General features: G+C 42.9%; 26 protein-coding genes and 1 tRNA gene. 13 read left to right on the top strand and 14 right to left on the bottom strand.

Annotation, left to right across the window (positions count from 1 at the left end):
- The first annotated feature begins 76 nt into the window (after window positions 1–76).
- From NITUZ_RS03340 to NITUZ_RS09645, 3 genes are read left to right on the top strand one after another with little or no spacing between them, the layout of a single operon-like run.
- The gene (locus NITUZ_RS03340; RefSeq protein WP_048195278.1) at window positions 77–313 is read left to right on the top strand and encodes a hypothetical protein; all 237 of its coding nucleotides are present in this window, start codon (window positions 77–79) and stop codon (window positions 311–313) included.
- An 18-nt stretch (window positions 314–331) separates the two neighbouring features.
- The gene (locus NITUZ_RS03335) at window positions 332–931 is read left to right on the top strand and encodes a hypothetical protein (protein WP_048195276.1); all 600 of its coding nucleotides are present in this window, start codon (window positions 332–334) and stop codon (window positions 929–931) included.
- 60 nt (window positions 932–991) lie between these two features.
- Window positions 992–1933: a cupredoxin domain-containing protein gene (locus tag NITUZ_RS09645; protein WP_052370053.1), complete on the top strand. Its 942-nt coding sequence runs from the start codon at window positions 992–994 to the stop codon at window positions 1931–1933.
- Here the strand turns inward: NITUZ_RS09645 and NITUZ_RS03320 are convergent.
- Window positions 1930–2172: a hypothetical protein gene (locus NITUZ_RS03320; protein ID WP_048195274.1), complete on the bottom strand. Its 243-nt coding sequence runs from the start codon at window positions 2170–2172 to the stop codon at window positions 1930–1932. The genes NITUZ_RS09645 and NITUZ_RS03320 overlap by 4 nt on opposite strands.
- A gap of 107 nt (window positions 2173–2279) precedes the next feature.
- On the opposite strand from NITUZ_RS03320, the gene NITUZ_RS03315 reads away from it, so the two are divergent.
- Entirely contained in the window at window positions 2280–2597 is a 318-nt protein-coding gene (locus NITUZ_RS03315; protein WP_048195272.1) for a hypothetical protein, read from the top strand.
- On the opposite strand, the gene NITUZ_RS03310 is transcribed toward NITUZ_RS03315, so the two are convergent.
- A complete protein-coding gene (locus tag NITUZ_RS03310) occupies window positions 2594–3430 on the bottom strand; it encodes a hypothetical protein (RefSeq protein ID WP_048195269.1) in 837 nt (278 codons plus the stop codon). The genes NITUZ_RS03315 and NITUZ_RS03310 overlap by 4 nt on opposite strands.
- Before the next feature lie 100 nt (window positions 3431–3530).
- Between NITUZ_RS03310 and NITUZ_RS03305 the strand changes: the two genes are divergently transcribed.
- The 4 genes from NITUZ_RS03305 to NITUZ_RS03290 are packed head-to-tail and all read left to right on the top strand — an operon-like array spanning window position 3531 to window position 6776.
- Entirely contained in the window at window positions 3531–3956 is a 426-nt protein-coding gene (locus tag NITUZ_RS03305; RefSeq protein WP_048195267.1) for a type II toxin-antitoxin system VapC family toxin, read from the top strand.
- A 4-nt stretch (window positions 3957–3960) separates the two neighbouring features.
- Window positions 3961–4332 (top strand): response regulator, encoded by a 372-nt coding sequence (locus NITUZ_RS03300; RefSeq protein ID WP_048195265.1) that lies wholly within the window; start codon window positions 3961–3963, stop codon window positions 4330–4332.
- Window positions 4333–4361: 29 nt separating this feature from the next.
- On the top strand, window positions 4362–5408 hold the full coding sequence (locus NITUZ_RS03295) for an ABC transporter permease (RefSeq protein ID WP_048196010.1): 1047 nt from the start codon (window positions 4362–4364) through the stop codon (window positions 5406–5408).
- Window positions 5409–6776 (top strand): ABC transporter permease, encoded by a 1368-nt coding sequence (locus tag NITUZ_RS03290; RefSeq protein WP_048195262.1) that lies wholly within the window; start codon window positions 5409–5411, stop codon window positions 6774–6776.
- Here NITUZ_RS03290 and NITUZ_RS03285 read toward each other — a convergent pair.
- From NITUZ_RS03285 to NITUZ_RS03270, 4 genes are read right to left on the bottom strand one after another with little or no spacing between them, the layout of a single operon-like run.
- On the bottom strand, window positions 6773–7096 hold the full coding sequence (locus NITUZ_RS03285) for a hypothetical protein (RefSeq protein WP_048195260.1): 324 nt from the start codon (window positions 7094–7096) through the stop codon (window positions 6773–6775). The two genes, NITUZ_RS03290 and NITUZ_RS03285, sit on opposite strands and share 4 nt — an antisense overlap.
- Before the next feature lie 3 nt (window positions 7097–7099).
- On the bottom strand, window positions 7100–7420 hold the full coding sequence (locus NITUZ_RS03280; RefSeq protein WP_239654967.1) for a hypothetical protein: 321 nt from the start codon (window positions 7418–7420) through the stop codon (window positions 7100–7102).
- A gap of 55 nt (window positions 7421–7475) precedes the next feature.
- Window positions 7476–7865, bottom strand: a complete 390-nt coding sequence (locus NITUZ_RS03275) for a Mov34/MPN/PAD-1 family protein (protein ID WP_048195259.1) — start codon at window positions 7863–7865, stop codon at window positions 7476–7478.
- Entirely contained in the window at window positions 7866–9137 is a 1272-nt protein-coding gene (locus tag NITUZ_RS03270; RefSeq protein ID WP_048195256.1) for a coiled-coil domain-containing protein, read from the bottom strand.
- 71 nt (window positions 9138–9208) lie between these two features.
- Between NITUZ_RS03270 and NITUZ_RS03265 the strand changes: the two genes are divergently transcribed.
- The gene (locus NITUZ_RS03265) at window positions 9209–9694 is read left to right on the top strand and encodes an SRPBCC family protein (protein WP_052370085.1); all 486 of its coding nucleotides are present in this window, start codon (window positions 9209–9211) and stop codon (window positions 9692–9694) included.
- 7 nt (window positions 9695–9701) lie between these two features.
- The gene (locus NITUZ_RS03260; RefSeq protein WP_048195252.1) at window positions 9702–10019 is read left to right on the top strand and encodes a hypothetical protein; all 318 of its coding nucleotides are present in this window, start codon (window positions 9702–9704) and stop codon (window positions 10017–10019) included.
- Here the strand turns inward: NITUZ_RS03260 and NITUZ_RS03255 are convergent.
- A complete protein-coding gene (locus NITUZ_RS03255) occupies window positions 10016–12667 on the bottom strand; it encodes a polysaccharide deacetylase family protein (protein ID WP_177309446.1) in 2652 nt (883 codons plus the stop codon). The genes NITUZ_RS03260 and NITUZ_RS03255 overlap by 4 nt on opposite strands.
- A 73-nt stretch (window positions 12668–12740) precedes the next feature.
- Here NITUZ_RS03255 and NITUZ_RS03250 point away from each other — a divergent pair, with 73 nt between their 5' ends.
- Window positions 12741–13532 (top strand): hypothetical protein, encoded by a 792-nt coding sequence (locus tag NITUZ_RS03250; protein ID WP_048195250.1) that lies wholly within the window; start codon window positions 12741–12743, stop codon window positions 13530–13532.
- Between the two features lie 2 nt (window positions 13533–13534).
- Here NITUZ_RS03250 and NITUZ_RS03245 read toward each other — a convergent pair whose 3' ends face one another.
- From NITUZ_RS03245 to NITUZ_RS03225, 5 genes are all read right to left on the bottom strand, one after another.
- Window positions 13535–15424, bottom strand: a complete 1890-nt coding sequence (locus tag NITUZ_RS03245) for a glycosyltransferase family 2 protein (RefSeq protein WP_048195248.1) — start codon at window positions 15422–15424, stop codon at window positions 13535–13537.
- Between the two features lie 313 nt (window positions 15425–15737).
- The gene (locus NITUZ_RS03240; RefSeq protein WP_048195246.1) at window positions 15738–16457 is read right to left on the bottom strand and encodes a hypothetical protein; all 720 of its coding nucleotides are present in this window, start codon (window positions 16455–16457) and stop codon (window positions 15738–15740) included.
- Between the two features lie 87 nt (window positions 16458–16544).
- Window positions 16545–17315, bottom strand: coding sequence for a ParB/RepB/Spo0J family partition protein (locus tag NITUZ_RS03235; protein WP_244443799.1), 771 nt, complete (start codon window positions 17313–17315; stop codon window positions 16545–16547).
- Window positions 17316–17471: 156 nt separating this feature from the next.
- The gene (locus NITUZ_RS09640) at window positions 17472–18437 is read right to left on the bottom strand and encodes a hypothetical protein (protein WP_155991293.1); all 966 of its coding nucleotides are present in this window, start codon (window positions 18435–18437) and stop codon (window positions 17472–17474) included.
- A 155-nt stretch (window positions 18438–18592) separates the two neighbouring features.
- Entirely contained in the window at window positions 18593–18943 is a 351-nt protein-coding gene (locus NITUZ_RS03225) for a hypothetical protein (RefSeq protein ID WP_048195243.1), read from the bottom strand.
- Window positions 18944–19103: 160 nt separating this feature from the next.
- On the opposite strand from NITUZ_RS03225, the gene NITUZ_RS03220 reads away from it, so the two are divergent.
- Together NITUZ_RS03220 and NITUZ_RS03215 are read left to right on the top strand one after the other, a co-directional pair.
- The gene (locus NITUZ_RS03220) at window positions 19104–19778 is read left to right on the top strand and encodes a DNA processing protein DprA (RefSeq protein WP_048195241.1); all 675 of its coding nucleotides are present in this window, start codon (window positions 19104–19106) and stop codon (window positions 19776–19778) included.
- A 5-nt stretch (window positions 19779–19783) separates the two neighbouring features.
- Complete coding sequence (locus NITUZ_RS03215) at window positions 19784–20434, top strand: phosphoribosyltransferase (RefSeq protein ID WP_155991290.1); 651 nt, start codon at window positions 19784–19786, stop codon at window positions 20432–20434.
- A 72-nt stretch (window positions 20435–20506) separates the two neighbouring features.
- On the opposite strand, the gene NITUZ_RS10340 is transcribed toward NITUZ_RS03215, so the two are convergent.
- Both NITUZ_RS10340 and NITUZ_RS03210 read right to left on the bottom strand, forming a co-directional pair.
- Window positions 20507–20632 carry a hypothetical protein gene (locus NITUZ_RS10340; protein ID WP_275040822.1) on the bottom strand — a complete coding sequence of 42 codons (126 nt, stop codon included), beginning with the start codon at window positions 20630–20632 and terminating at the stop codon, window positions 20507–20509.
- Between the two features lie 44 nt (window positions 20633–20676).
- Window positions 20677–20772, bottom strand: a tRNA-Ser gene (locus NITUZ_RS03210).
- Between the last annotated feature and the right edge of the window lie 83 nt (window positions 20773–20855).

Raw genomic sequence — 20855 nt, 5'->3', positions numbered from 1 at the left:
CGATGCCAAATTGGAACTGCTAAAAGCGATCAATTTCCGAGATAGATATAATCAAAGCTAAAGAAACGCCGGCATGATGTCCACTAGCATCAGCCTTGGTAAGGGAATAGGCAAGCATCTATCTTCAATACTAGTTGACGAAGACGGAGTCTCACTTGAGAACATATGGCAGACCATAACGGACTTTGGGATAAACAGGGAGGATCTGAAAAAGCTCAACCCGACATACCAGGAGCTCTTTGAGATCTATTCTGCGATAAGGGCATACAGAATAAGCGTCAAGTACCTAAAGGAACTCAAAAACAAGTTCTAGCTGGCATAGGGAGAAAAAATGCTGGATATATCAGACCTAAAAGAAAAGATGATCCTATTAGGGATAACTGCGGTAGTATTCCTACCGCTCAGGCTTTTGGCAAGCCATTATCTGTTTGATCACTGGCTTGGCAACCTAGGAATAGCTACTCTAATCTCAGTTACACTCATAGTCCTAATCAAAAAGGAAAAACTTGGCAGGCTTGGCATTATTTTTAAAAAACAGATAACAAAGACGCTATGGAGCAGGTCTGCTAAGATAATCGTCTGCACGCTGGTCATCTTTATGGTGTATTTTGGCACAACCATACTACTAGTAGACAGAGGAAACACCATATACTATGAGGATAAGTTGATCCTCTCAGATGCAATAGCGCAAAAAGATGTGGATAGAGTAACGCTTGAAGGACTTAGTGGGCCAGCAATCGCACACGAGGTGCCACTGCTTGCGTATTTTCATTATATGGAGTATATTTTTTCAATCTCATACGCCATGTTAAATGACGCAACCAGTGGGTGGCTTGTCAACCTGCACCTAATCATGTTCATGGAGCAGGTGGAAATACTTGGGTTACTCTGGTTCTTTAAAAGATACTTTAGACCTGCAATTATCAGTTAATCCGTGTTTGTCTATTTTAGACAGACAAATTCAGAATATAGTTGCAGATAAAAGCAGATCATGCGTGTGTTTGTCATTGCGACGCTTGTTGCTGCAGCGATACTGCTATCATATGTAATGCCAGTTGATGCAAGTGGCAAGAATCTAGAAATAACAATACCAAACGGAGCATCGGTGCAGGATGAGCTTGTCACGTTCCATCCAGAAATACTGCCATTTGATCCTCACGATACCATAACATGGAAAAACAAGGACAGTACAGTGCACAGTGTCACTAGTGGAATTCCCGCACATCCTGACTATTCTGGAATATTCTTCAAAACAGGCGACATCGAGTCATCCAAGTCATCTACTATAGGAACTGAAAACCTGACAAATTTTGCATATTATTACTTTTGTCAGATTCACCCATGGATGACAGGAAAACTCGTTCTTGCGACAGCTCCAGAGTCACTGCCGGAGACGGTCAATGCCATAGTTGCAGAAAAAGAGTATTGGAAGGGTACCGACATAGTAATCACAGGCACTGTGGCATCCGATTTTGCAAAGACCCCGTACCAGTTACTAGTTTACCAATACCCAGACAGGTTAATCGATGTGCTTGACGCAAAGTTTGATGATGATGCATCATACTCGCAGACGATTCAAACTGACGGACTTGTTGCATCAAAATATACAGTAAGACTTGTCTATGGCCTTCCAACACAGATTGCCACAAAGACGTTTGAGCTGAGTGAGACAAGCACAAGCATACCAAAATGGATAAAAAATGAAGCTAGATGGTGGGCCTCAGGTACCTTGCCAGATTCAGAGTTTGCCAAGACAATAGAGCATCTTGCAAAAGAAAGGATACTCACATTACAAAAAAATGATTCAAGTGCAAGCATCATTCCTACATGGTTTAAGGTAAATGCAAGTTGGTGGGCGGAAGGCCGCATAACAGATTCAGAGTTTGCCAAGGGCCTGCAATATCTTGTGAATGCAGGAATAGTGCAGATTTAGGACTTGGTTTTCAGATAGAGTCTAACTGCCTCAAGGTGAGAGCAATTTGCCTTTATGCCCTTTCCGTGGTGAAACTTGTAAAAGTTCTTGAATCCAAGGCAGTCACATGAGTCATGTGTGACCATATACGATTTCTGCGGATCAGATGAGGAACGCACCTGAAAGAGATCATCGTCTACCTGTACCACGTTTCCCTCATCTACGAGTTTTTGCGCCTTCTTGATTGTGCCTGCGCTCAATACAGAGTGTATGACTTTGCTCCTAGAATAGATTTCGTTATTCGTTAATTTGTAGAAATAATTTATGCAGATAACACATAAGTCGAATCTGACAAATTTTGTTTTAGTTGGAGCGAAAATTCAATCAAACGCCCGGTGATACCAACATAGCTATACTGGGTTATCTAACAAAGGTAGGTACTTGGATGAATCTGCGGCAGATCACCACCGGGACACCCGGTTCCGATCTTAACAGGGAAAGACTGCGAACCATACTTGAGAGTTTTGCTAAAAAGGGGTTTGTCGAGATTCGTGAGAGTCAGAATCCAAAAGCAAAGTTCGAGTACAAGATAACCGAGAAAGGCAAGAACACATTCCAGAGATGCGTCAACTTTGATCCCGATGTAAGATATGTCATTGGCCTGCGCGAGTTTGGCGAGCCCTAGTTTATCCACAGCATCGAATAGCCCTGCTCGTCCTCAAATATAAGATCCATGTCAAAGTCAAGATTGAGTCTTTGCATAATCGAGGATAGCTGTGATGATTGTAGCTGCTCGTCGTAGTTTTTTGATATACATAGAACCCGAAAGATTGCTTTGCCGCTCTTTCCAAGATCATCTGTAAACTGTTCCAAGGTCTGAACCGATACATAGTCAAAGAACTTTACTATAAAGTCCCCACGCTTTGTTGATACTATAACGTCAATTTTTTGTCTGCCTATTGTCTGGTCCACCCTATATGGGAGTTTTTTTCTGTCCGTCTTGCCACCAAGCAGTGATTGAAGTTCTGGGAAGACAAGACAGGAGTGATTGAGTATCTTGTCTATTCTGTCGTTCCCCTCTGGTATCGAAGTCTCAAAGTTCACCAAATATGACTGCCTTATCAGCTGATTCTCGATTGCGCGTAGTTCCTTGCGGTATGCATGACCGCGGTATGTAATCCACAGAAACAGAAATGAGAGCAATCCTATCACAAGACCGTTGCTTGCCATCAGCCACACTTGTGTGGTGTAAAGGTTCAGTATGCTCTGCGTGGAAAATATCTCATCAGAGTTAGGATCAAAGACAAGTTCCACATTCCCAGACTCGTCTTTGATTTCAATTATCTGTCCATGCTTGCCTATTTCCTGATGAAAATAATATTGTGAAAGTGAGATGACCACTGAAAGTGAGAGAAGCCCGATTATCACCATGACAAGTGTAACCCGATGCCATACGCTCAGGTTCTCTATTGCAATGTCTAGTTTTTCTGCAAGCGATTTCTCGCCGTTATCGGACACAAAGCTCAGATTTTCCCGTTTTTATTTAACCACTTGTTACAAATTGTAACATGATACAATTTTTGCAAAATTCCTTTTATAGCCAATTCCAAGTATACTCATGGAAGCAGGACGTGTACAAACGGTAGTTTTAGATTCGAACGTATTCATCAAGGAATTCCAAGAAGGCAGAGTATTAAGACCAATTGCAAGGCGAATGAAAAAATACAGATCAAAACTTGTCATACCAGAAACGGTTCTGGGCGAGGTAAGCAGAATTACTGGAACCGATCCGATTGCCACCATGGAACATGTGTACCAGTATTGCAAACAGCCCATCACAATAGACAGGACAGACGAAATAATAGAAGAATCAAACAGAATATCCCAAAAATATTACGAATGTCACAGTCCAGACAATATGATTTTGGCCACGGCAAAAATCACCGGTTCGACTCTGGTTAGCTTTGACAGGGACTTGCTGCAAACTGCAAAAATGGAAGGGGTGCAAGCATTCCTTCCACGTAACTTTATTCGATGGGGATAATTGCATGAAGGCGCTGGTACTAGAAGATAATGGCAGAGTTGTTGAACTGTACAAGAAAATATTTGCAGAAAAAGGATGCGAGGCGGACTTTGCACGCAATTCGGCACAATGCCTCGAATATGTCCGCGCCAGAAGCTGTTACGACTTTGTCATCCTAGAAAACCCTACCGAAATGGGCGAAGCTAATCTTGAGGACAAGCTCAGAGACACAAAGCCCCAGCAAAGAGTGTTCTTCCTCTCTCCATACATGAGTATGCGTAAGGAAGGCTTTGAGCACCTAAAGGATACCTTGGATCTCATAGACAAGCCGTTTGCCATGATAAGTCTATTATCTTACATTGAGATAAAGGAAGATAACACACCAAATACATTATAAGCAATTTTTCGCAGAATTTTGCAATGGGCATCAAGCGCTACTTTGCCACGAGAGTTGCAATCTTGTTTGCCGTACTTTTGGCAACTTTATTTCTCACCATACTTCTTGTTGGCTCAAACATGGATACCATAATGAAAAAAGGAATTGCAATACAAGTAAGGGCCGAGATTGTTGAGAACAAGGCGCTTGCCTCAAGCTTCAAGGACACAGTAGAGCTTGACGCATATGTACAGACACAGATAGAGCAGCGCATGCGGAATCTTGGACTTGACAGTCCATGGTATTCCCCAAACAGAATCGGACTTGCCATGTATAAGATTTTGATTTTAGATTTTGGCCATGCTACATTTTTGACAAGCGATAGTGGCTCATCAGCTGTGGGCGAGATAATACTTGAAAAACTTCCAAGGACAGTGCTTTTGTTCACCACTGCCACAATAATAATTTCAGTCATAGGGATATTCATTGGTGCTGCGGCAGGAAGCAAGCCGCGCTCAAAGACGGACAGACTCACATCATCGTTTGCCATAATTAGCAGTAGCTTTCCTGTGTGGTGGGTCGGCATGATAATGATATTTGCATTTTCATTTTCCTATAGTATCTTTCCTGCAAGGGCAACACCTCTCATCGCCCCCTCCGATCCAGGCTATGTGCCCGCACTGTTGTATCACATGATGCTGCCACTAATCACCATAGTGTTAATCGGGTTTGGCACCTGGGCCTATCTTGTCAGGAACTTTATGGTTGGGATAATGCAGGAGGACTTTGTATTTGTCAAGAAGGCAATAGGAATAAGCCAAAGAAAGATACTTTTTGGCAGTGCTCTGAAAAACGCTGCCCCGCCCATTGTCACAGTTCTTGCGCTCAGTCTTTCAGGCTCGCTTGGTGGTGCAATAATTACAGAGGCAGTATTTGACTGGCCCGGCATGGGAAGGCTTTATTTTGAAGCAATAAGTGTGATGGACCTGCCGGTGATAATTGGCGCCACGTATGTACTCACCGCATTCTTCCTTGTAAGCATATTCATCTCGGATCTACTTTACGGGTATTTGGATCCAAGGATAAGGACAGGTTAGATATCGATGCTCACTTCCTCTCAGCTAAAAGAGAGTTTCCTGAAAAACAGAATAGGTCTTGTTGGCATAGTAATTCTGGCAGGGCTGATAGTAGTTTCTGCACTTACGGTAGTGTTTGTGCCGCTTGAGACATATAGACAGTGGAACAACCCTGCAAGCTGGACATTGATGCCAAAATCTGCGCTTCCTGCATGGGTAAACTATTTTTCGGACAAAAAAATTCCTGAGCATCAAATAATTGAGGGCTCACAGACAATACTGCAAAAATCGCAATCCACATACACTCTCATACAAAGTTTTGAATCAGATTACGCATTCGATTATTTTCCTGACGATCTCATACTGCAGTACAAGGTGGCGTATTCTGGCTCATCAATAATTCAGATTCACGTGATAAGACCCGACGGCATTCAGATTGACCTTTACAGGGCCTCGATACCTTTTGCGGAATCTGAGACAGTCTTTTCCGACAGGGTCTTTTCGGCAAATGAGATGATAAGAAAAAACCTACGATTGCAAACAGCAGCATTTTCGTTTCCAACAGAAGGATTGTCAGCTAGCGAGATAGTTTTCTCAAAGACGGATTTAAATGAGGTGTTAAAAGGCAGGTACGTCTTTTTAGTCAAGATAACGGGCACGGATGAGAATAGCATACTAGGCTCCCAGATGATTATAGGTGGAAAAGTCTTTGGCATTATAGGTACGGATGAGCTCAGACGCGACTTGTCAATAGGTATTTTGTGGGGCATACCGGTGGCATTATTCATCGGTATAGTAGTTTCTGTAGGATCTGTAGTTGCAGGGCTAGTCTTTGGAGTTTATGCCGGATACAAGGGTGGAAAGACAGACGAGTCTATGATGAGATTTAATGACATAATCTATGCACTGCCAGCACTGCCTTTTCTTATCATACTTTCTGTCACGACATCAAATAGCATATTTTTGCTCATAGGATTCCTGATGATTTTTGGTTGGGTCGGTGTTGCCAAAGTCTCTCGCAGTATGGCGCTACAGATAAAGACAAGGCAGTTCGTGGATGCTGCCAAGGTAATGGGTCAGAAGGATTCAAAGATAATCACAAGGCACATAATTCCGCAGATTCTCCCCTACGCCCTTGCAAGTATAGCAATATCGGTTCCTGCGGCAATCACGACCGAAGCGGGTCTGAGTTTTCTGGGGCTTGGTGATCCCTCTTTCCCAACATGGGGCCAGATATTGCACGATGCAAAATCATATGGTGCTGCGGCAAGAGGCCTGTGGTGGTGGATAATGCCTCCAGGAATAATGATCGCTCTGACAGGCCTTGCTTTTGTCTTTATTGGAAACGCACTGGAATCAACTGCCAATCCTAAACTTGGGCGCCGCTAGTTGGCAAAATCAAAACTACGTATTATTTGAACTGCTTGGTCGTTTAATTTTATAGTGTATGCAGCTGCATTTGGATCAGTCATCTGTGAGAGTGTTTCGGCAAATGCAGTTTTGTCCTTGCCCCTCTCATACATTCCGCCCGTTTCCTTGATGCAAAGGGGGAATTTTTTCAGGTTGAGCCCGTTCTGCACAAGATATGCGATGAACCTGCGGTAACGGTCGGTCTCATACCAGTCCACCTGTTTTTCCTCGCATGCAGCTATCCATGTGTCAATCGAGTTCTGATAAATTGCCTTTTGCCTTAGCTTATCAAGCGACATAACTTAGAAATCTGCGCGTTTCATCTTTGAGCCGCATCTTGGGCATGTAGCTCCCTTAAATCGGTGGTTGCACGTAAGGCAGACATATTTTACTCCAGAGCCTCCCTCGGAATTGAATCCAAAGAATCCTCCGCCGCTTCCGCCCCCATCACCGCCATATCCTCGCATTCGACTCATGTATCGTCTGCGTATCAAAAGCGGAAGCGCTATGAATATTGCAAGTGCAGCTGCAAGTCCGTATGGAAACGGCAATATCATTTGGAGTCCGATGCTAACAGCAAGAGAAGCGAAAAGAACAATCAGGTAATTTTTGTAGCTGTACAACACAGTCAATCGCTTAAAAAACCTTATAAAGTTTTGTAGTCATTTTTCCAGCTTGTCATTCAAAAATTATCGGTAGTGCGTTTCCGGCACTATCCCACGCAAAGATGTCCTCGTCCTTCTCGTACGGGGACTGTACGATGATTGCTACTAGTCCAAAGAAGTTGTGCATGTCAGTAACTGAAGGGCTGGCAGAGCCACTAGGATGCGAGTGAGCTATTCCCACATATGAGAGATCAAATGGCAGAAACGATTGCGGAAATCCTGCAAACGTCTGGTCGCTGTATGAGAATGGAGGTATTACAAGCCCATCTACTGTGATCGTCCCCTTCTTTGATTTGCCCCTCAGTATCAGTATGCCTTCTGAAGGATGTTTCATTTTGCAATAAGATAGGATGCTGTCCTTGACATCTTTTTTCAGCACTACCTTGCGCTCTATTTTGCCCATTCACTTTACCACCACGTACTTTCTTCCGAGAGTCTTGTATAAAATCTCGGAGAGTTCTTCAAGTAAATGCTCGCTCTGCCTTGTTTGCTGCTCGATTTCCGATTCTAGGCTGCGTATTTTGGATGTAGTGTTGTCCAGATCCTCCTTTGCATCTGATAATCTTTTTTCAAGATCTGCAAAATGATTTTGGTCAAACGATCCTGCCTGCTCTTTTGCAGCGCGTATTTTCTTTTCGTGTTCTTCTTTTCTCCTGATAAGCTGATCAAGTATCGATATGAGATGAGTTATTTGGCCTACAGTTTTTTCGCTCTCCTTGACCGATACAGTTCCAGAAATCACTCCTTTCATGCACGATTCTAAAATTGTGATTATCGCGTCTTTTTTTGTAGCCTCAAGTGTTCCGGAGGGGGTTTGAATAAGTGACTCTAGCAGCACCTTTAGTTGTTTGTCAAGCGATGTGACGTACACATACTTGCCCAACGGACGCGATATCTTGGAAAACTCATCGTCGATTTCCTTGTAGGTGCGATTTCTTTCCTCATCCAGTCGTTTCAGGTTACTCTGCAGGCTGAGAAATTGTGCGTATTCTTTTGACGATTTGAGTTCTTGTAGTTTTTTCTCAGTGCCTGCAATTAGATTTTCGTATTGTTTTAGTGACTCTTTGTGCTTTGCAAGGCCTGATATTTTTGTAAGTAGGTCTTCAGATAGCGACGTCAGACTCGCTATTTTTTCTTTGATTATGTTTTCGGATGACTCAAAGTCTTTTATCTCCTGTATCATTTTCAGAATTATTTGGTGATTTGTAGTAACTGTTTCAAGATGCGCTTTTAGATCATTTGCATATTTTTTTGCAAAAATGTGAACTATGCGACTGTTCTTTCCAAGTACATCTCCGATTTTTTTAAGTATGTGCGAGCACACCTCGGTAGACTTTAACATGGACTCGTAGTTTCGGACATCCGGAATCGTGGTTTTTGCCTCTTTGGTGATGGTCTCGACTATTTCGGCTTTGCCCCTAACGGCAATTACTTTGATCCTGTTGTCCACATCATCAAGATTCAGATCATCGTCTTTGAGATTATTAATTATCCGAAAGATTGACTGTATTTCTTTTTTTATTGTCTCAAAGCGAGGTTTGCTCTCCTGAGCTGCTATGTCCTGTCTTGATTTTTTGTGTTCCTCAAGGGCGTGCATAATTTCAGATATTTGTATTTCCTGCGCCAGTGTTGCCTTTTCGGTTTCCTCTTTTTTCTTGCCCCATCCAAACACCATAGAGTGACTAGAGTCTTAACAAATGTATATCTGTCGCCTTAAAATTTAAGGAACTTTGCCTTGATGTGGATGTGAGTCATTTAGTTTATGGGGCCAGCAAGGACGGACACTATACAGGAACGGTAACGCAGTCAGTCATCGTAGCGGTGTCTGTACCTGCAATTTGGCAGGAAATAAGTAATATTGCAGGCCTTGCAGGATGGGTGAGCGATGTGAAAAAGACAGTGTTTCTATCGAAGACAAAAAAAGGCCTAGGCGCATCAAGAAAAATATTCTTTGCAGACGGCAGCCAAGTTGTAGAATACATAGTGGGTTGGCAAGAGGAAAAATATCTCTCATACATTGCAACATCCGGCCTGCCTCTTGAGGGATATCATGCTACCATATCTATTGCAGCAAAAGGGAAAAAATCATCCATAACATGGACTTCGTTTTTGATAAGTCGCGGATCAGACAGGAAAGAGTTTGAAGAGTTCCTGTCCTTTATGGACTCGTTCTACAGAGATTCGCTCAAAAACCTCAAGGAAAAGCTAGAAAAGCAGCACGCATCAATATGATTGTAAGATGAGCGATACCAGATTTACTTTGATAGGCATAGGACTTATTTTTGCTGGATTTATTGTGCTCGGAGTCTTGGGCCAGCATCACTACAACCTTGCCATACAATCGCAGCAGTTTGGCGAATGTTTTGAATACAAAGATGGAACACAGGTACCAGTCGATTGCAATGTTGCAATGCAGGATAGAAACTGGTTCTTTGCACTGGTCATAGCACTCATAGGTGGAGGAATATTCTTTCTGGTAAAGGGAGTTAGGGGAAAATGGGATCAAGACGTCAAAGAAAAAGACAAGGTGGGCCCAGATAGTTCTTTTCCAAGTTAGACCCTGATTATTCCATTCTCAATCAGATATTGGATTCCTTTTACAAAATCAGCATCAGTTATCTTTCCCTCAGACCACCAGCCCGCGTTGTTTTTTATCCAGCTTGGAATGTTTTTCGTTCCACCAGTGCCTGCCTGGGTTGGAGGAATCTTGAGTACTTTGTGCTCTATTAGAAATTCCAATCCAGTTGTAAACTCTGAATCAGTTATCTTTCCCTCAGACCACCAGCCCGCGTTGTTTTTTATCCAGCTTGGAACTGAAATCATGCTGTCATCTAGCATAGATGGAATCATCTCAAGAAAGACAATTGACATTCCGCTTGACCTCATATCAGAGATGAGGGACTTTAGCAGATCAATTTTTCTCTGATCAACCTCATTTTGGAATGTTTGATGCTTTACTGCAAAGTCAGATGCCTGCAAGCTTATTACTGCAAAGCCATGCTGCTTTACCACCATCTGCACTTTGGTGAGTGCCTTTTGTTGCACTGTGCCGCTAAGGAACGGATCATCGCTTATGACGTTCTCAAAGTAAGCCGTACTTGGAACATGTCGGATGGAAGAGTCCTGATATGGGGGCTTGTCAACCACAATACTTGCACTGAAGAACTTTATCCCTGCCTGCCGAGCAGCCTCGATTGTTTGAGACGAGAACGCATCGTAGGGAGGTGCAAAAACGCTTGCCCTGACCCCAAAGACGTCTGAGATCTTTTTATTTGTCTGTAACACGCTCGCAGCCTGCCTCTCCGCATCAAATGCAGAATGGTCCAAGTATTCCCATCCCCGGCTACCAATTCTGACGGAGGATGTGTTCAGTTTTTCTTTGATTGCATTCACAGTCTTTGGGTCATCTCCGATAAATTTGCCTATTACCGTAAGTGTCAGAGGTGTTTTGCTCTCAGCAAACGTGTTCATAACTGTATTCTGTACGTCGTTTAGCCAGAAGTCTTGCACGTTATCAAGCCGGAATGCCACGCAGTTACAGTTAGGTATCTGTTCTGGTTTGTCATCATTTGGTTTGACAGCTTGCGGTGCATCATAATCCTGAATTGAGCCTATTGGCAATATTTTGATATTCTTTGATTTTATTGTGTCAATTAGCGCTCCTAGTCGCTCTACGCTTGTAGAGTTGACCTTGTTAGTATACCCATTATCGTATAGTGAAAACTCGTATGGGTGCATCATCACCACGGCATATCCATAATCAAATATGCTCTCATCAATTTTGTTTAGGATTTGCTCATTTGGAACATGCTCCCATATTCCGGTGGCAGTGTTCAGTATTGCAGTGTAAGGCACTATTGGAAACTGGTAAAACTTGGACTTTGTAAATGGGGTCGGCTCCTTTACTGTAGCAGCTGAGCTGATGTGTGTAAAACCGTTGTCTTTGAGTATCTGAATTGTAGTCTCATCAAAAACGTTTTCTGGAGGTATGAATGTGGTGGGAGTAACGCCAAAAACGGATCGAATTCTCTGGTTGGTGTCTCCAATTAGTTTTTCCTGATCTGGCTTTGGCATCTGCGTCATTACCCTGTTGTTCCAGCTGTGGCTGGCAAGCTCCAGATTGCCGTTAGCAAGACCGAGCTTTATCGTGTTTACCAGATTTTGATCAGTACCAATTAGGCTGCCAATTATCCCTATGGTCAATGGTACCTGTTTTTTCTCAAACGTAGACATTACCGCAATTTGTGCAGGTGCTAGAAAAAAGTCCTGCACATCATCAAGCCTGAATGCCACGCAATTGCAGTTAAGATGATCAGAGTTCAGCTCAGGATTGTTAATGTATACCTTGACGATGCTGGTGGACTCTGTAACAGGCATCAGTTTTGTGGTAACTGTCTTGAGGCTTCCAGAAGAATCTTTTGATTTTATGTAGAGCTGGTAATTGTTCACTTTGAGCTTTGAAAAGTATGCAAGCCCCCTCTCAGTTACTTCAGATTGTGCCACTTTGTTTTTTTGTCTGTCATACAGCTCTGCCACAAATGAGCCGTCTTGCTTTGTTACCTTGTTTGTCGTACTGTTGTATACTTCTACAGTTATCAGTTTGTCCACTAGCACTGGCCATGCAGTAGTTATCTTGAATTCCTGCGCCACATTAGGTTGAAGTTTTATCGGGGCAGTTTTGAATAATATGTCTTTTGCAAGAGAGACTTCAGCATAATAGTGATCACCGTCTCGAATGGAAGGATGAAGCCAGACTCTTAGCGTATTCCCGTTAATATCAGTTTTAGAGTATGACCAAGCAATTCCATCATGCGACTTTATAGTGACAGCGGCGCCGGCAATAGGAGTCTGGCCGTCTTTGTAGAATATGTTAAGACGCATTCCTCCCGTGTTTTTGATTGTGATCTCAAGGTCTTCTTGCGCTTTTTTCATGTCAATGAATCCGACGCCTGCATACATGCTGTTCATGTAGACTTCGACTTTGTATCGGTGGTTTAATGGCAGTGAGCTTATTGCCAGAGGATTCTCGTTAAGAGGAGATAATTCTCGAAGTGGAAGTGTATCAAGTCCTCTGAACACTTTGAGTACAAGTCCCTGAGGAACAACTCTATCCCCGTTCTCGCTTTTTATTGAAACGTTCAGTGTGCCAGTACTTTGTGAGAACGCCTCATGTGGTACTGCAAAAATGCAGGCAGATAAAATCAAAATAAACGCAAAAAGGAAGTGTTTATGTGAATGCGATATCATGTTTTTATATGTCAATTTCTAATTAGTAGGATTGAAACGCATTACAATATTTCTCTTGCTAAGCTTTGTGGCGTTGGCAACGATAATTGATGCTGACGCAGCTATATCAAAGACGGCAAAAAAGATCTGCGGAGACATGCTATGCTCCGAGGTCAAAGCGTGCCCCAAGGATCAGATCCGTGATCCGATTGACAGAAAGTGCTATCCAGGCTCTGCAGGCTGGAAGATAACAGGATACTTTTTACCGCTCGAGAAGGATTACCCTGCAGACAGGATGGTTTGGACGTATGTCAGCGGCCAGAAGCGAGGAGGGTCGTTTGATTATTCGGAGAATAACTCGACGTATTATCTAAAACAGTTCAAACAGACGTTTCTTAATGAAGTTGCAATTCAGGGCTCAGGAATGACAAGTGACGGCAGGATACTGCAGAGCTGGCAGAACGACTTTATCAGCCCAGATGGGCAGAGAACTCGATTTTACCATTATGGGAGCTGTGCTGCCACATTTACCGGTGTGTGCCTTCCAGTTTCTACAAGCTCACTGAACGAGCCACTCATAATGGTAGCAGTAACACATGGGAGTACCAATATGACAGACGGCGTGATTGAACATGGCACGCTTTTGCGCATACCTGACATACCATCTCCTTGGAATGCCAGAACGTATTGGGCAGTAGACATTGGAGAGTGGAGAGACAAACACATAGACATCTTTACAGGTTATGGCAAGTCTGCAAGGGATGCAGCATACAAGATAACAAAATTGCCTCCGCAGGAAGACAGTCGCGTTCTTGCAGTAGGATTCAAGGAAGCAAAGCCGTAGATTTACTGCTGCACTCTCTTTGCGCTTGTCCACTTTGCTTTTAGTTTGAATACTTCCTCTATTACCGCTTTTAGTTGCAGTATGTCAGTTAACTGCTTGTAGCCTATGACCATCAGCGTAGAGTATAGAATGAGTCTCTTGTCATCCTTGTCCATTCTAACTGCCATGGCAGAAAGAAGATGTTGCAGTATGATGTACAAGCCCAATGTATACGCTATGTAAAGATAGTTTCCAAGTATGATCTGATATACTGCAAAGCCCAGCACGAGCAAGCTTGCCGACGGTATTAGTAGCATGTGTATTGCCATCAACGGGTATGCAAACTTTTGCAGATAGCCAAATCTGGGGTTCAGCAGTATGTCAGAGTGTCTCCTTAGCACCTGCAGATTGCCACGATACCATCGTTTTCTTTGCTTGTAAAAATCTATGAGTGTATTTGGGCCCTGCGTATATGCAGTAGCCATATTGCTTCCGCTCACTATCATGCCGGAGCGGAGCACTTTCATTGTGGCATCAAAATCTTCTACCAGTGTTTCCTTGTGGTACGCTCCAGCCTCCTCAAGCTTGTCTTTTTTGAATGCGCCCAGTGCGCCAGGCACTATTGTTATTGCGCCAAAATAGTCAAGACCGCGTCTCATGATCTGTATGCCAGAGAGGTATTCAAGGGCCTGACACCAAGTCAAGATGTTAACTCGGTTTCTTATCTTGATGTTTCCTGCAACGGCTGCGACATTTTCGTTTGAAAATGACTTTGCAAGCTGTTTTAGCGACGAGTATCCTATGATAGTGTCAGCATCAAGTATTACTATTATAGAGCCCGTAGCGTAAAGCATCCCTGCGTTAAGTGCGGATGCCTTGCCACCGTTTTCTTTGTGGATTACTTTGATTTTATCTTTGTATTCGGACATGATCGAAAATGTCTGATCTTTGCTGCCGTCATCGATTGCAATTATCTCTTTGTCAGGATAGTCGGTCGCTATTAGCGACTCTATTGTTGTTCTGATCACTTTCTCCTCATTGTATGCAGGTATTAGAACACTCATCCTTGGATATTCTGTAGGCGCTTGCAACAATGATTCTCGTGCTATACTCCTTATTGCAAGAGGCACAAACAGCATTGTTTGCCAGAACGAGAGTGTGAGCCCCCAGATAAAGACCGTCTGTATTATTGACATAGCTCCGCTTGAATACCCGTCATATGCAATTATAGTTCCAAGTCCGAACGGCATTATCATCACGCTTATTGAAAATAATGATGCGCCCTTGCGTCCGTACTTGTACTGCACTTGCGGTGATGTCTTGGATACTATCTGAAAGAATACGAGGATTGCGGCAAGCGATATTGCGATTATACTAAGAGTGCTGAACATGCTATAGGCAGTAAATATCAAAAGCGAAAAGATTACAATTGCCAGTAGGACTAGTACCGGGTCCGTCTTGGCTTTTTCCTTGCTGTGTTTGTGCTGTTGACGTGCAATTGGTGATTTCGATGATTGAGATGGCTCTGGTACAAGTGTCGATTTTTCCTGTGCTTGCTGTTCTGGCGCAGTATTGCCAGCTTGTAGTTCTGGCATGGTTTTTAGTTTCCTATCAAAGCATGCAAGATGCATCCACTCATTTTGGTGCCTTACGACCCTGTCCTGAAGGTGAAGTTCATCATTACAAACATAACATCGATGTGGAGGAGCCTGTTTTGGAGCATTAGCCGGAATCTTTGGTACGGATAGCTGTGTTTTTAGCTGTTCTGATTTTGCCAGAACGTAACGAATGTCAGAGTTGTAGAGATTCTTTCCGCTTTTGATTGTCTTTTCTATATAGGATAGTCTACCAACATCCCCGATCCTGGCCTTTTGGAGGTGTTCTACTATTTTCAGTATGTTTTCAGCATCCACATGTTAAATTATATTGTTATTTTTAAGACGATTTGGAACTCTTTAATTTGACAATTATAAGCAAAATCGCAAATTAGTTTAATGGCACTATCAGTAGCAAACCAGTCTTTGATCTATAGAGTCAAAATTGATCGCATTCTCAATTACGGATAGCCGCAGGATATATGTGAACTATTGTGTATTTTTTTATTATCACAAAACGCGTAACTATGCTCATGAGAAAGGTAAGCCCATCAAAGGATGCATTTTACATAAGATGCATCGCGTTGGTAGTATCACAAATAAACTGCGATGGAATGGCCGATTCCGCAAATTAGGATTGCGTGTCTGCATTATCGTTAGACTTGTTTGCTAGCATCTGCAGTGCTTTGCTTATTTTTCCTGATTCATCGTTGATTCCCATCTTTTTTAATTCCATCTTTATGGTAAGCAACGGATCGTCAACCTGTTTTGCTGTTTGTTTTTGTTCAACATATTTTAGTTCCTCTCTTACCGCCTCAATTTGCTGCATTTTTGCCAACAGTTGATTTTTTGTCTTCTCTATTAGCGATTGTTGATACTCAAATTTTTCCTTGATTTTGCCATATTCGACTTCCAAATTGGAGAGAACAGCATGAATATCTTTCTCGCCTACATATTTTGGATTTAGCTTTTCAAGTTCGTGCCTGCTTTTTGGTGTGTCCTGAAAGCAATTCAGCTCTTCGGCAAAACGTTTTTCCTGCTCCAATATTTTCTTGATGTTTTCGGTTTTTTGCTTCAACAACACATTCACAAACTTCATGTATTGATTTGTATTGCTCATCTGATCTTTCATTTCTTCTGTTTTTTCTTGTACTATTTCCTGTTTTGTGACAGGTTTGATCTTGTTTGAGAAAAAAATCGTTCTATCGCTTACATTCATGGGATCGGCAGCTTCGATCTTGCTGCCAACTCCTGTTATGTGCGACCATTCATCTTCGGCTGAAACATTCTGATTGTATTTTTTCTTTACCTCGTCTTCGTTATTAGTAATCCTGTTGATGTGTTTTGCCAATGAGGTAATTCGGACTATCCGAATATGACACATATGTTATCTGAAACGAACAAACAGTTTATGGCGTCTTAGGCAGCTAAGGTAAGATTATCGCCTATGGTTTCGTTTGGCAAGCCACGAAACGACTATCTGCTGAGCAAGCTTTTCTGGCTCTTCCTCTCTGTATAAAGACTCTTTTTCAAGTTTTTTAGCATATGTTGATGGAAGCGTCACAGGGACTGTCTTGCGTATTGCAAGAAGCCTTGCTTGTCTGAGCAGTTTTTTGTGGTTGGCCGAAGGGTATCTTGCAAGAACCCTGAGGTATGCCTTTTGAGTTCTAGCGTCAAGTGCAGATATTCTCTGTGCTATTTTAATTGCCTTTGGAACATTTGGAATTATAGAATGAAGCTTTATTGCAACGCTGCTAGATATTGTGCCCGGAACCAAATTCTTTATTTTCTCAGGTAATGCTGCAAAGCCAACGTATTTTTTAAAAGTCTTGCGTGTTATCCCAAGAGATCTGGCACCTACTGTAATTCCCATCTTTTCTGCAAGAAAGCTGCACGATTTTGCCATATCTTTTGGATTCATATTTTTTCGGTGAAGATTTTCAATAACGGATGCAGCCTTGGCATTTTCAAGATCGTAGCCTTTTGTAAGTACGAGGACTGGGATTTTCTTTGCCTTTAGCAGTTTTAGCGCAGCAAGTCGGCGTTGACCAGACATTAGAAGAAATTGACCCCTACCATTCTTTTGAACCAGCGGAGGGTTTTGCAGGCCTTCATTTTTAATTGATCTGGCAAGCTCACGAATGCCTTCTCTGTCAAGCGAGCGTGCCTGTGCTTCATCCCACACATGGACTTGTTTGATCGGTACCATCTTTACTCGGTATTGGATTTTCTGGTGGAATCTTTGCGGCATCAGTCGACATAGTAATGAAAAACAAGATAGTAAATGGTTAGGTTAAATTGAATTTGCCATTGTGTGATTAATTTTTCTCTGTTTGGGTGACAAATTTGCCAAATGCAATATGCATCAGAACACGGTGCGGATGCCAGAAAGTAGTTTTGTTCTTCCTGTAATTCCAACCAAGCTCAAGAGCGCAATCCCCATCACTATCATAGTTATTGGTCCAAACTCTGGTGTAACATGTATAGGTATGACGTCATCTTTCGGTCCTGTCCACTCTGATTTCTTATCAGGAAGTCCGATTCCAAGTATTGTTATTTGTACGTCAACAGGCTCGTCAGATTTTAGCGCAGTTGTAGAATGTGTTGCGGTTCCATCATGCGTATGTGCCTCAGGCTCGCTTAGAACATTTACCCCAGATTGCATTGCGGTTAATGCATAATTTACATGCGCTACTTTGCCATTAGAATCGACAAAATCAATTGCAATCAACATTGACTGGTCTTGCGTTGGTGCAGTGGCAATCATATCTACGTTGATTGTGCCGTCAGATGATATTGCCTTTATCAGAGCCCCGTTCTCTACCTTTTCGGGATGAAGCGTTGTCTCTATTGGAGCGCCGTCGATTTCTGCAAAAAAACTCACAGTCGGATGCCCGGCTTCCTGCGGAGTGAATTTGCCATAATAAAGACCCGCCACATGCTCGTCTTCAACCATATCTAGTATTGTTTTTTTTCCGTTTAGTGTGATTGATACATCAAGGCTGTCTGCAAGACCAGAAATGCCTCCCATATGTTCTGAGTGATCCATCTTATTGTGTGAAGAGTCGTCCATTTCATGTCCAGAATGATCAGAGTTGTCATCATGTATAGAATGATCCTTATCAGAAGATGCTTTTTCCTCATCAGATGCATGTGTTATCATTACAGTTATCGCGTTTTCCATTCCTATGATAGGAGGCTCCCGGTCCCACCCAATCTCCATCTTATAGTCTCCCACCACTTCGGATTTGTGTGCATACACGGAGTCGAGCGGCATAGCATACATAGAAGCAATAACCGCGGCAAGTAAAAGCAAATATTTTCCGTTCAACAGATATGATTTAAAAAAATCTCTAATTAATCATATGGTAGAATCATCAAACATCATAAAACAAAACCGCCAGGTAAGGGATTTGCTGGGAAGTGGTAACACCCTACCAAATTGCAGATGAATTCCAGTCTGATTAAATGCCAGGTCATTGGGTTTCAGGCAAATCCGCTATGACATGAGGACCACTGTGGTAGATAATGCTGTGTAGGTTTGCCATTCTCAAAGTTCAGCCAATCCGGCATGTCTGCAATGTCATCCAAGGCCAAGCTTGCCCCCAAGCCGACAAGGGCTGGCTTTTCAGATAAGATGCCTGCCACCGTCAAAGCTGCTCCAACCAGACCATGATGAATTCTGTAGCCCCCAATGTAGACTTTGGGCGGGTTTGGCTTGGAGTTCCAATCTTTTGTCAATCGGCTGCCCAATCCGTAGCCGTCGTTAAATGTCCTGAACGGCCTTGCTTTGCGGCTGCCTGCATTCCAGACCTTGGTTTTTGCAAGTCTTTTCATATATAGATTAGTGGCTTATTTACAGATAAACTTGTATGTGCGATCCAAAATATGATCTACCGTGAAACGTGCTTTGCATATTGGCAAATAGAGTTGATAAAGCAAACTTTAATCGTAACAGTCAATAATAAATCAATTATGGGATGGAAGTGACGGAGTTATGAAAAGCATTTCCACATCAGATCTGCTTGGACGTCAACTAAATGATGTCGAAACAAAATATGCTCCACAAGTTCTATATGTCGAGGGGCCCCTGCAGATTCCGCTTCCCTGCCAAAGGGTGTCTATTGTAGGTTCAAGAAAGGCGTCCATACAGGGTACTGAAACTGCCAAATTTATCTCAAAAACTCTTGCCGAAAATCGAGTTGTGATAGTTAGCGGACTTGCAGAGGGGATTGATACTGCTGCACATGAGGCGGCAATACAGTCAGGTGGCAGCACCGTGGCTGTTCTTGGAACCCCGCTAGACAAGGCATATCCAAGAAAAAACCTCCAATTGCAACAACGTATAATGAGCGAACATCTGGCGATATCTCAATTCCAGGTGGGACATGCCACAAGACCAAAGGATTTTGTAATCAGAAACCGAACTATGGCGCTAATATCTGATGCCACCATAATAGTGGAGGCAGGCGATAGCAGCGGTTCGTTGCATCAGGGATGGGAAGCGCTAAGGCTTGGCCGCCCGCTATACATCTGGCAGTCTATTTTTGACATGCCTGGCTTGACATGGCCTGAAAAGATGCTAAAGTATGGCGCAATACCCCTTGCCGATCCTCAAGAGATATTCGAAGTTCTGCCTTCCTCTCTTAAAGTGCCACTGGTATTTCAGTAACCATCATGCGTATTTCCAGACTAGAGTTCTTTTCTCTCCTATCCTATTCCACACGTGGGACCTCACCTAAAGAACTGGATTCAAAGACTTGGAGAAATGCAGTAAAAAACGACTTGTTTGTTTCCAACAATTCTGATTCTAAATTAACATCTGAACTTATCGCTGATGAGATAGCAAAAAATTCTACCGTGTCACCGTTTAATGATTATTTCAAGCCAGATGTCATACTGGTGCCTATTCCACGCAGCACATTGATGCAGCCTGGAACCCTCTGGGTTCCCAAGCGTCTTGCCAGCGCATTGTCTGCAAGGAACTTGGGTAAGATATTCGAATGCCTGGAACGAGCAACGCCGTTACCTAGGACATCAAAAAGTAATGCTGCAGACAGGCCAAAAGCCGTTGATCATTACAATACCATGAGCGTTCAAACCATTTTGTCAGAACCGAGTGAAATTCTTCTTGTGGATGATGTTGTGACAAGAGGAGCCACAGCTATTGGTGCAGCAAACCGGCTAACTGAAGCATTTCCAAATGCCAGAATTCGCCTGTTTGCGGCATTACGGGCTGTGAGTCCGCCAGACATCTTCAAGAATATTTACGATCCTCGTCTTGGAATTATTGATCTCAGAGGAGATCAGACATATAGACGACCCTAATCGTCTTGACGGTTTTTTTTGGATCAGCATCCAAATTCCATGGATTTTATGCACCTGGTCACTGCGGCGAATCTAAAATGCGACAAGTTCCACAGTAGAACTAGGCAAGGCGTTTTCAATGCGTTTTAGGACTGATGCAATCCTCTGGTCATAGTTGTGAATGTCTATCTTTAGGCGGTTTTTGAGGGTCTGCTTCAAATCTAGCCATATTTGGCATGTAGGGTTTTAACCCTTATTGAAAGCGCCAGGTAAGGGATTCGAACCCCTGAGTGCGAATGCACAACCGCTGCCCTGTGTGTGATCTCGAGGCGGTCGCCGTACCGCTTGGCTAACCTGGCACTTGATCAGTATCTCATCTGCCCCTATATAGCACATCAATCCGCTTTCGCACAGTCACTAAATACAAAAACAAGAGGAACCA

Source organism: Candidatus Nitrosotenuis uzonensis, assembly GCF_000723185.1.
Lineage (GTDB): Archaea > Thermoproteota > Nitrososphaeria > Nitrososphaerales > Nitrosopumilaceae > Nitrosotenuis > Nitrosotenuis uzonensis.
This window is presented reverse-complemented; position numbering and strand designations above follow the sequence as displayed.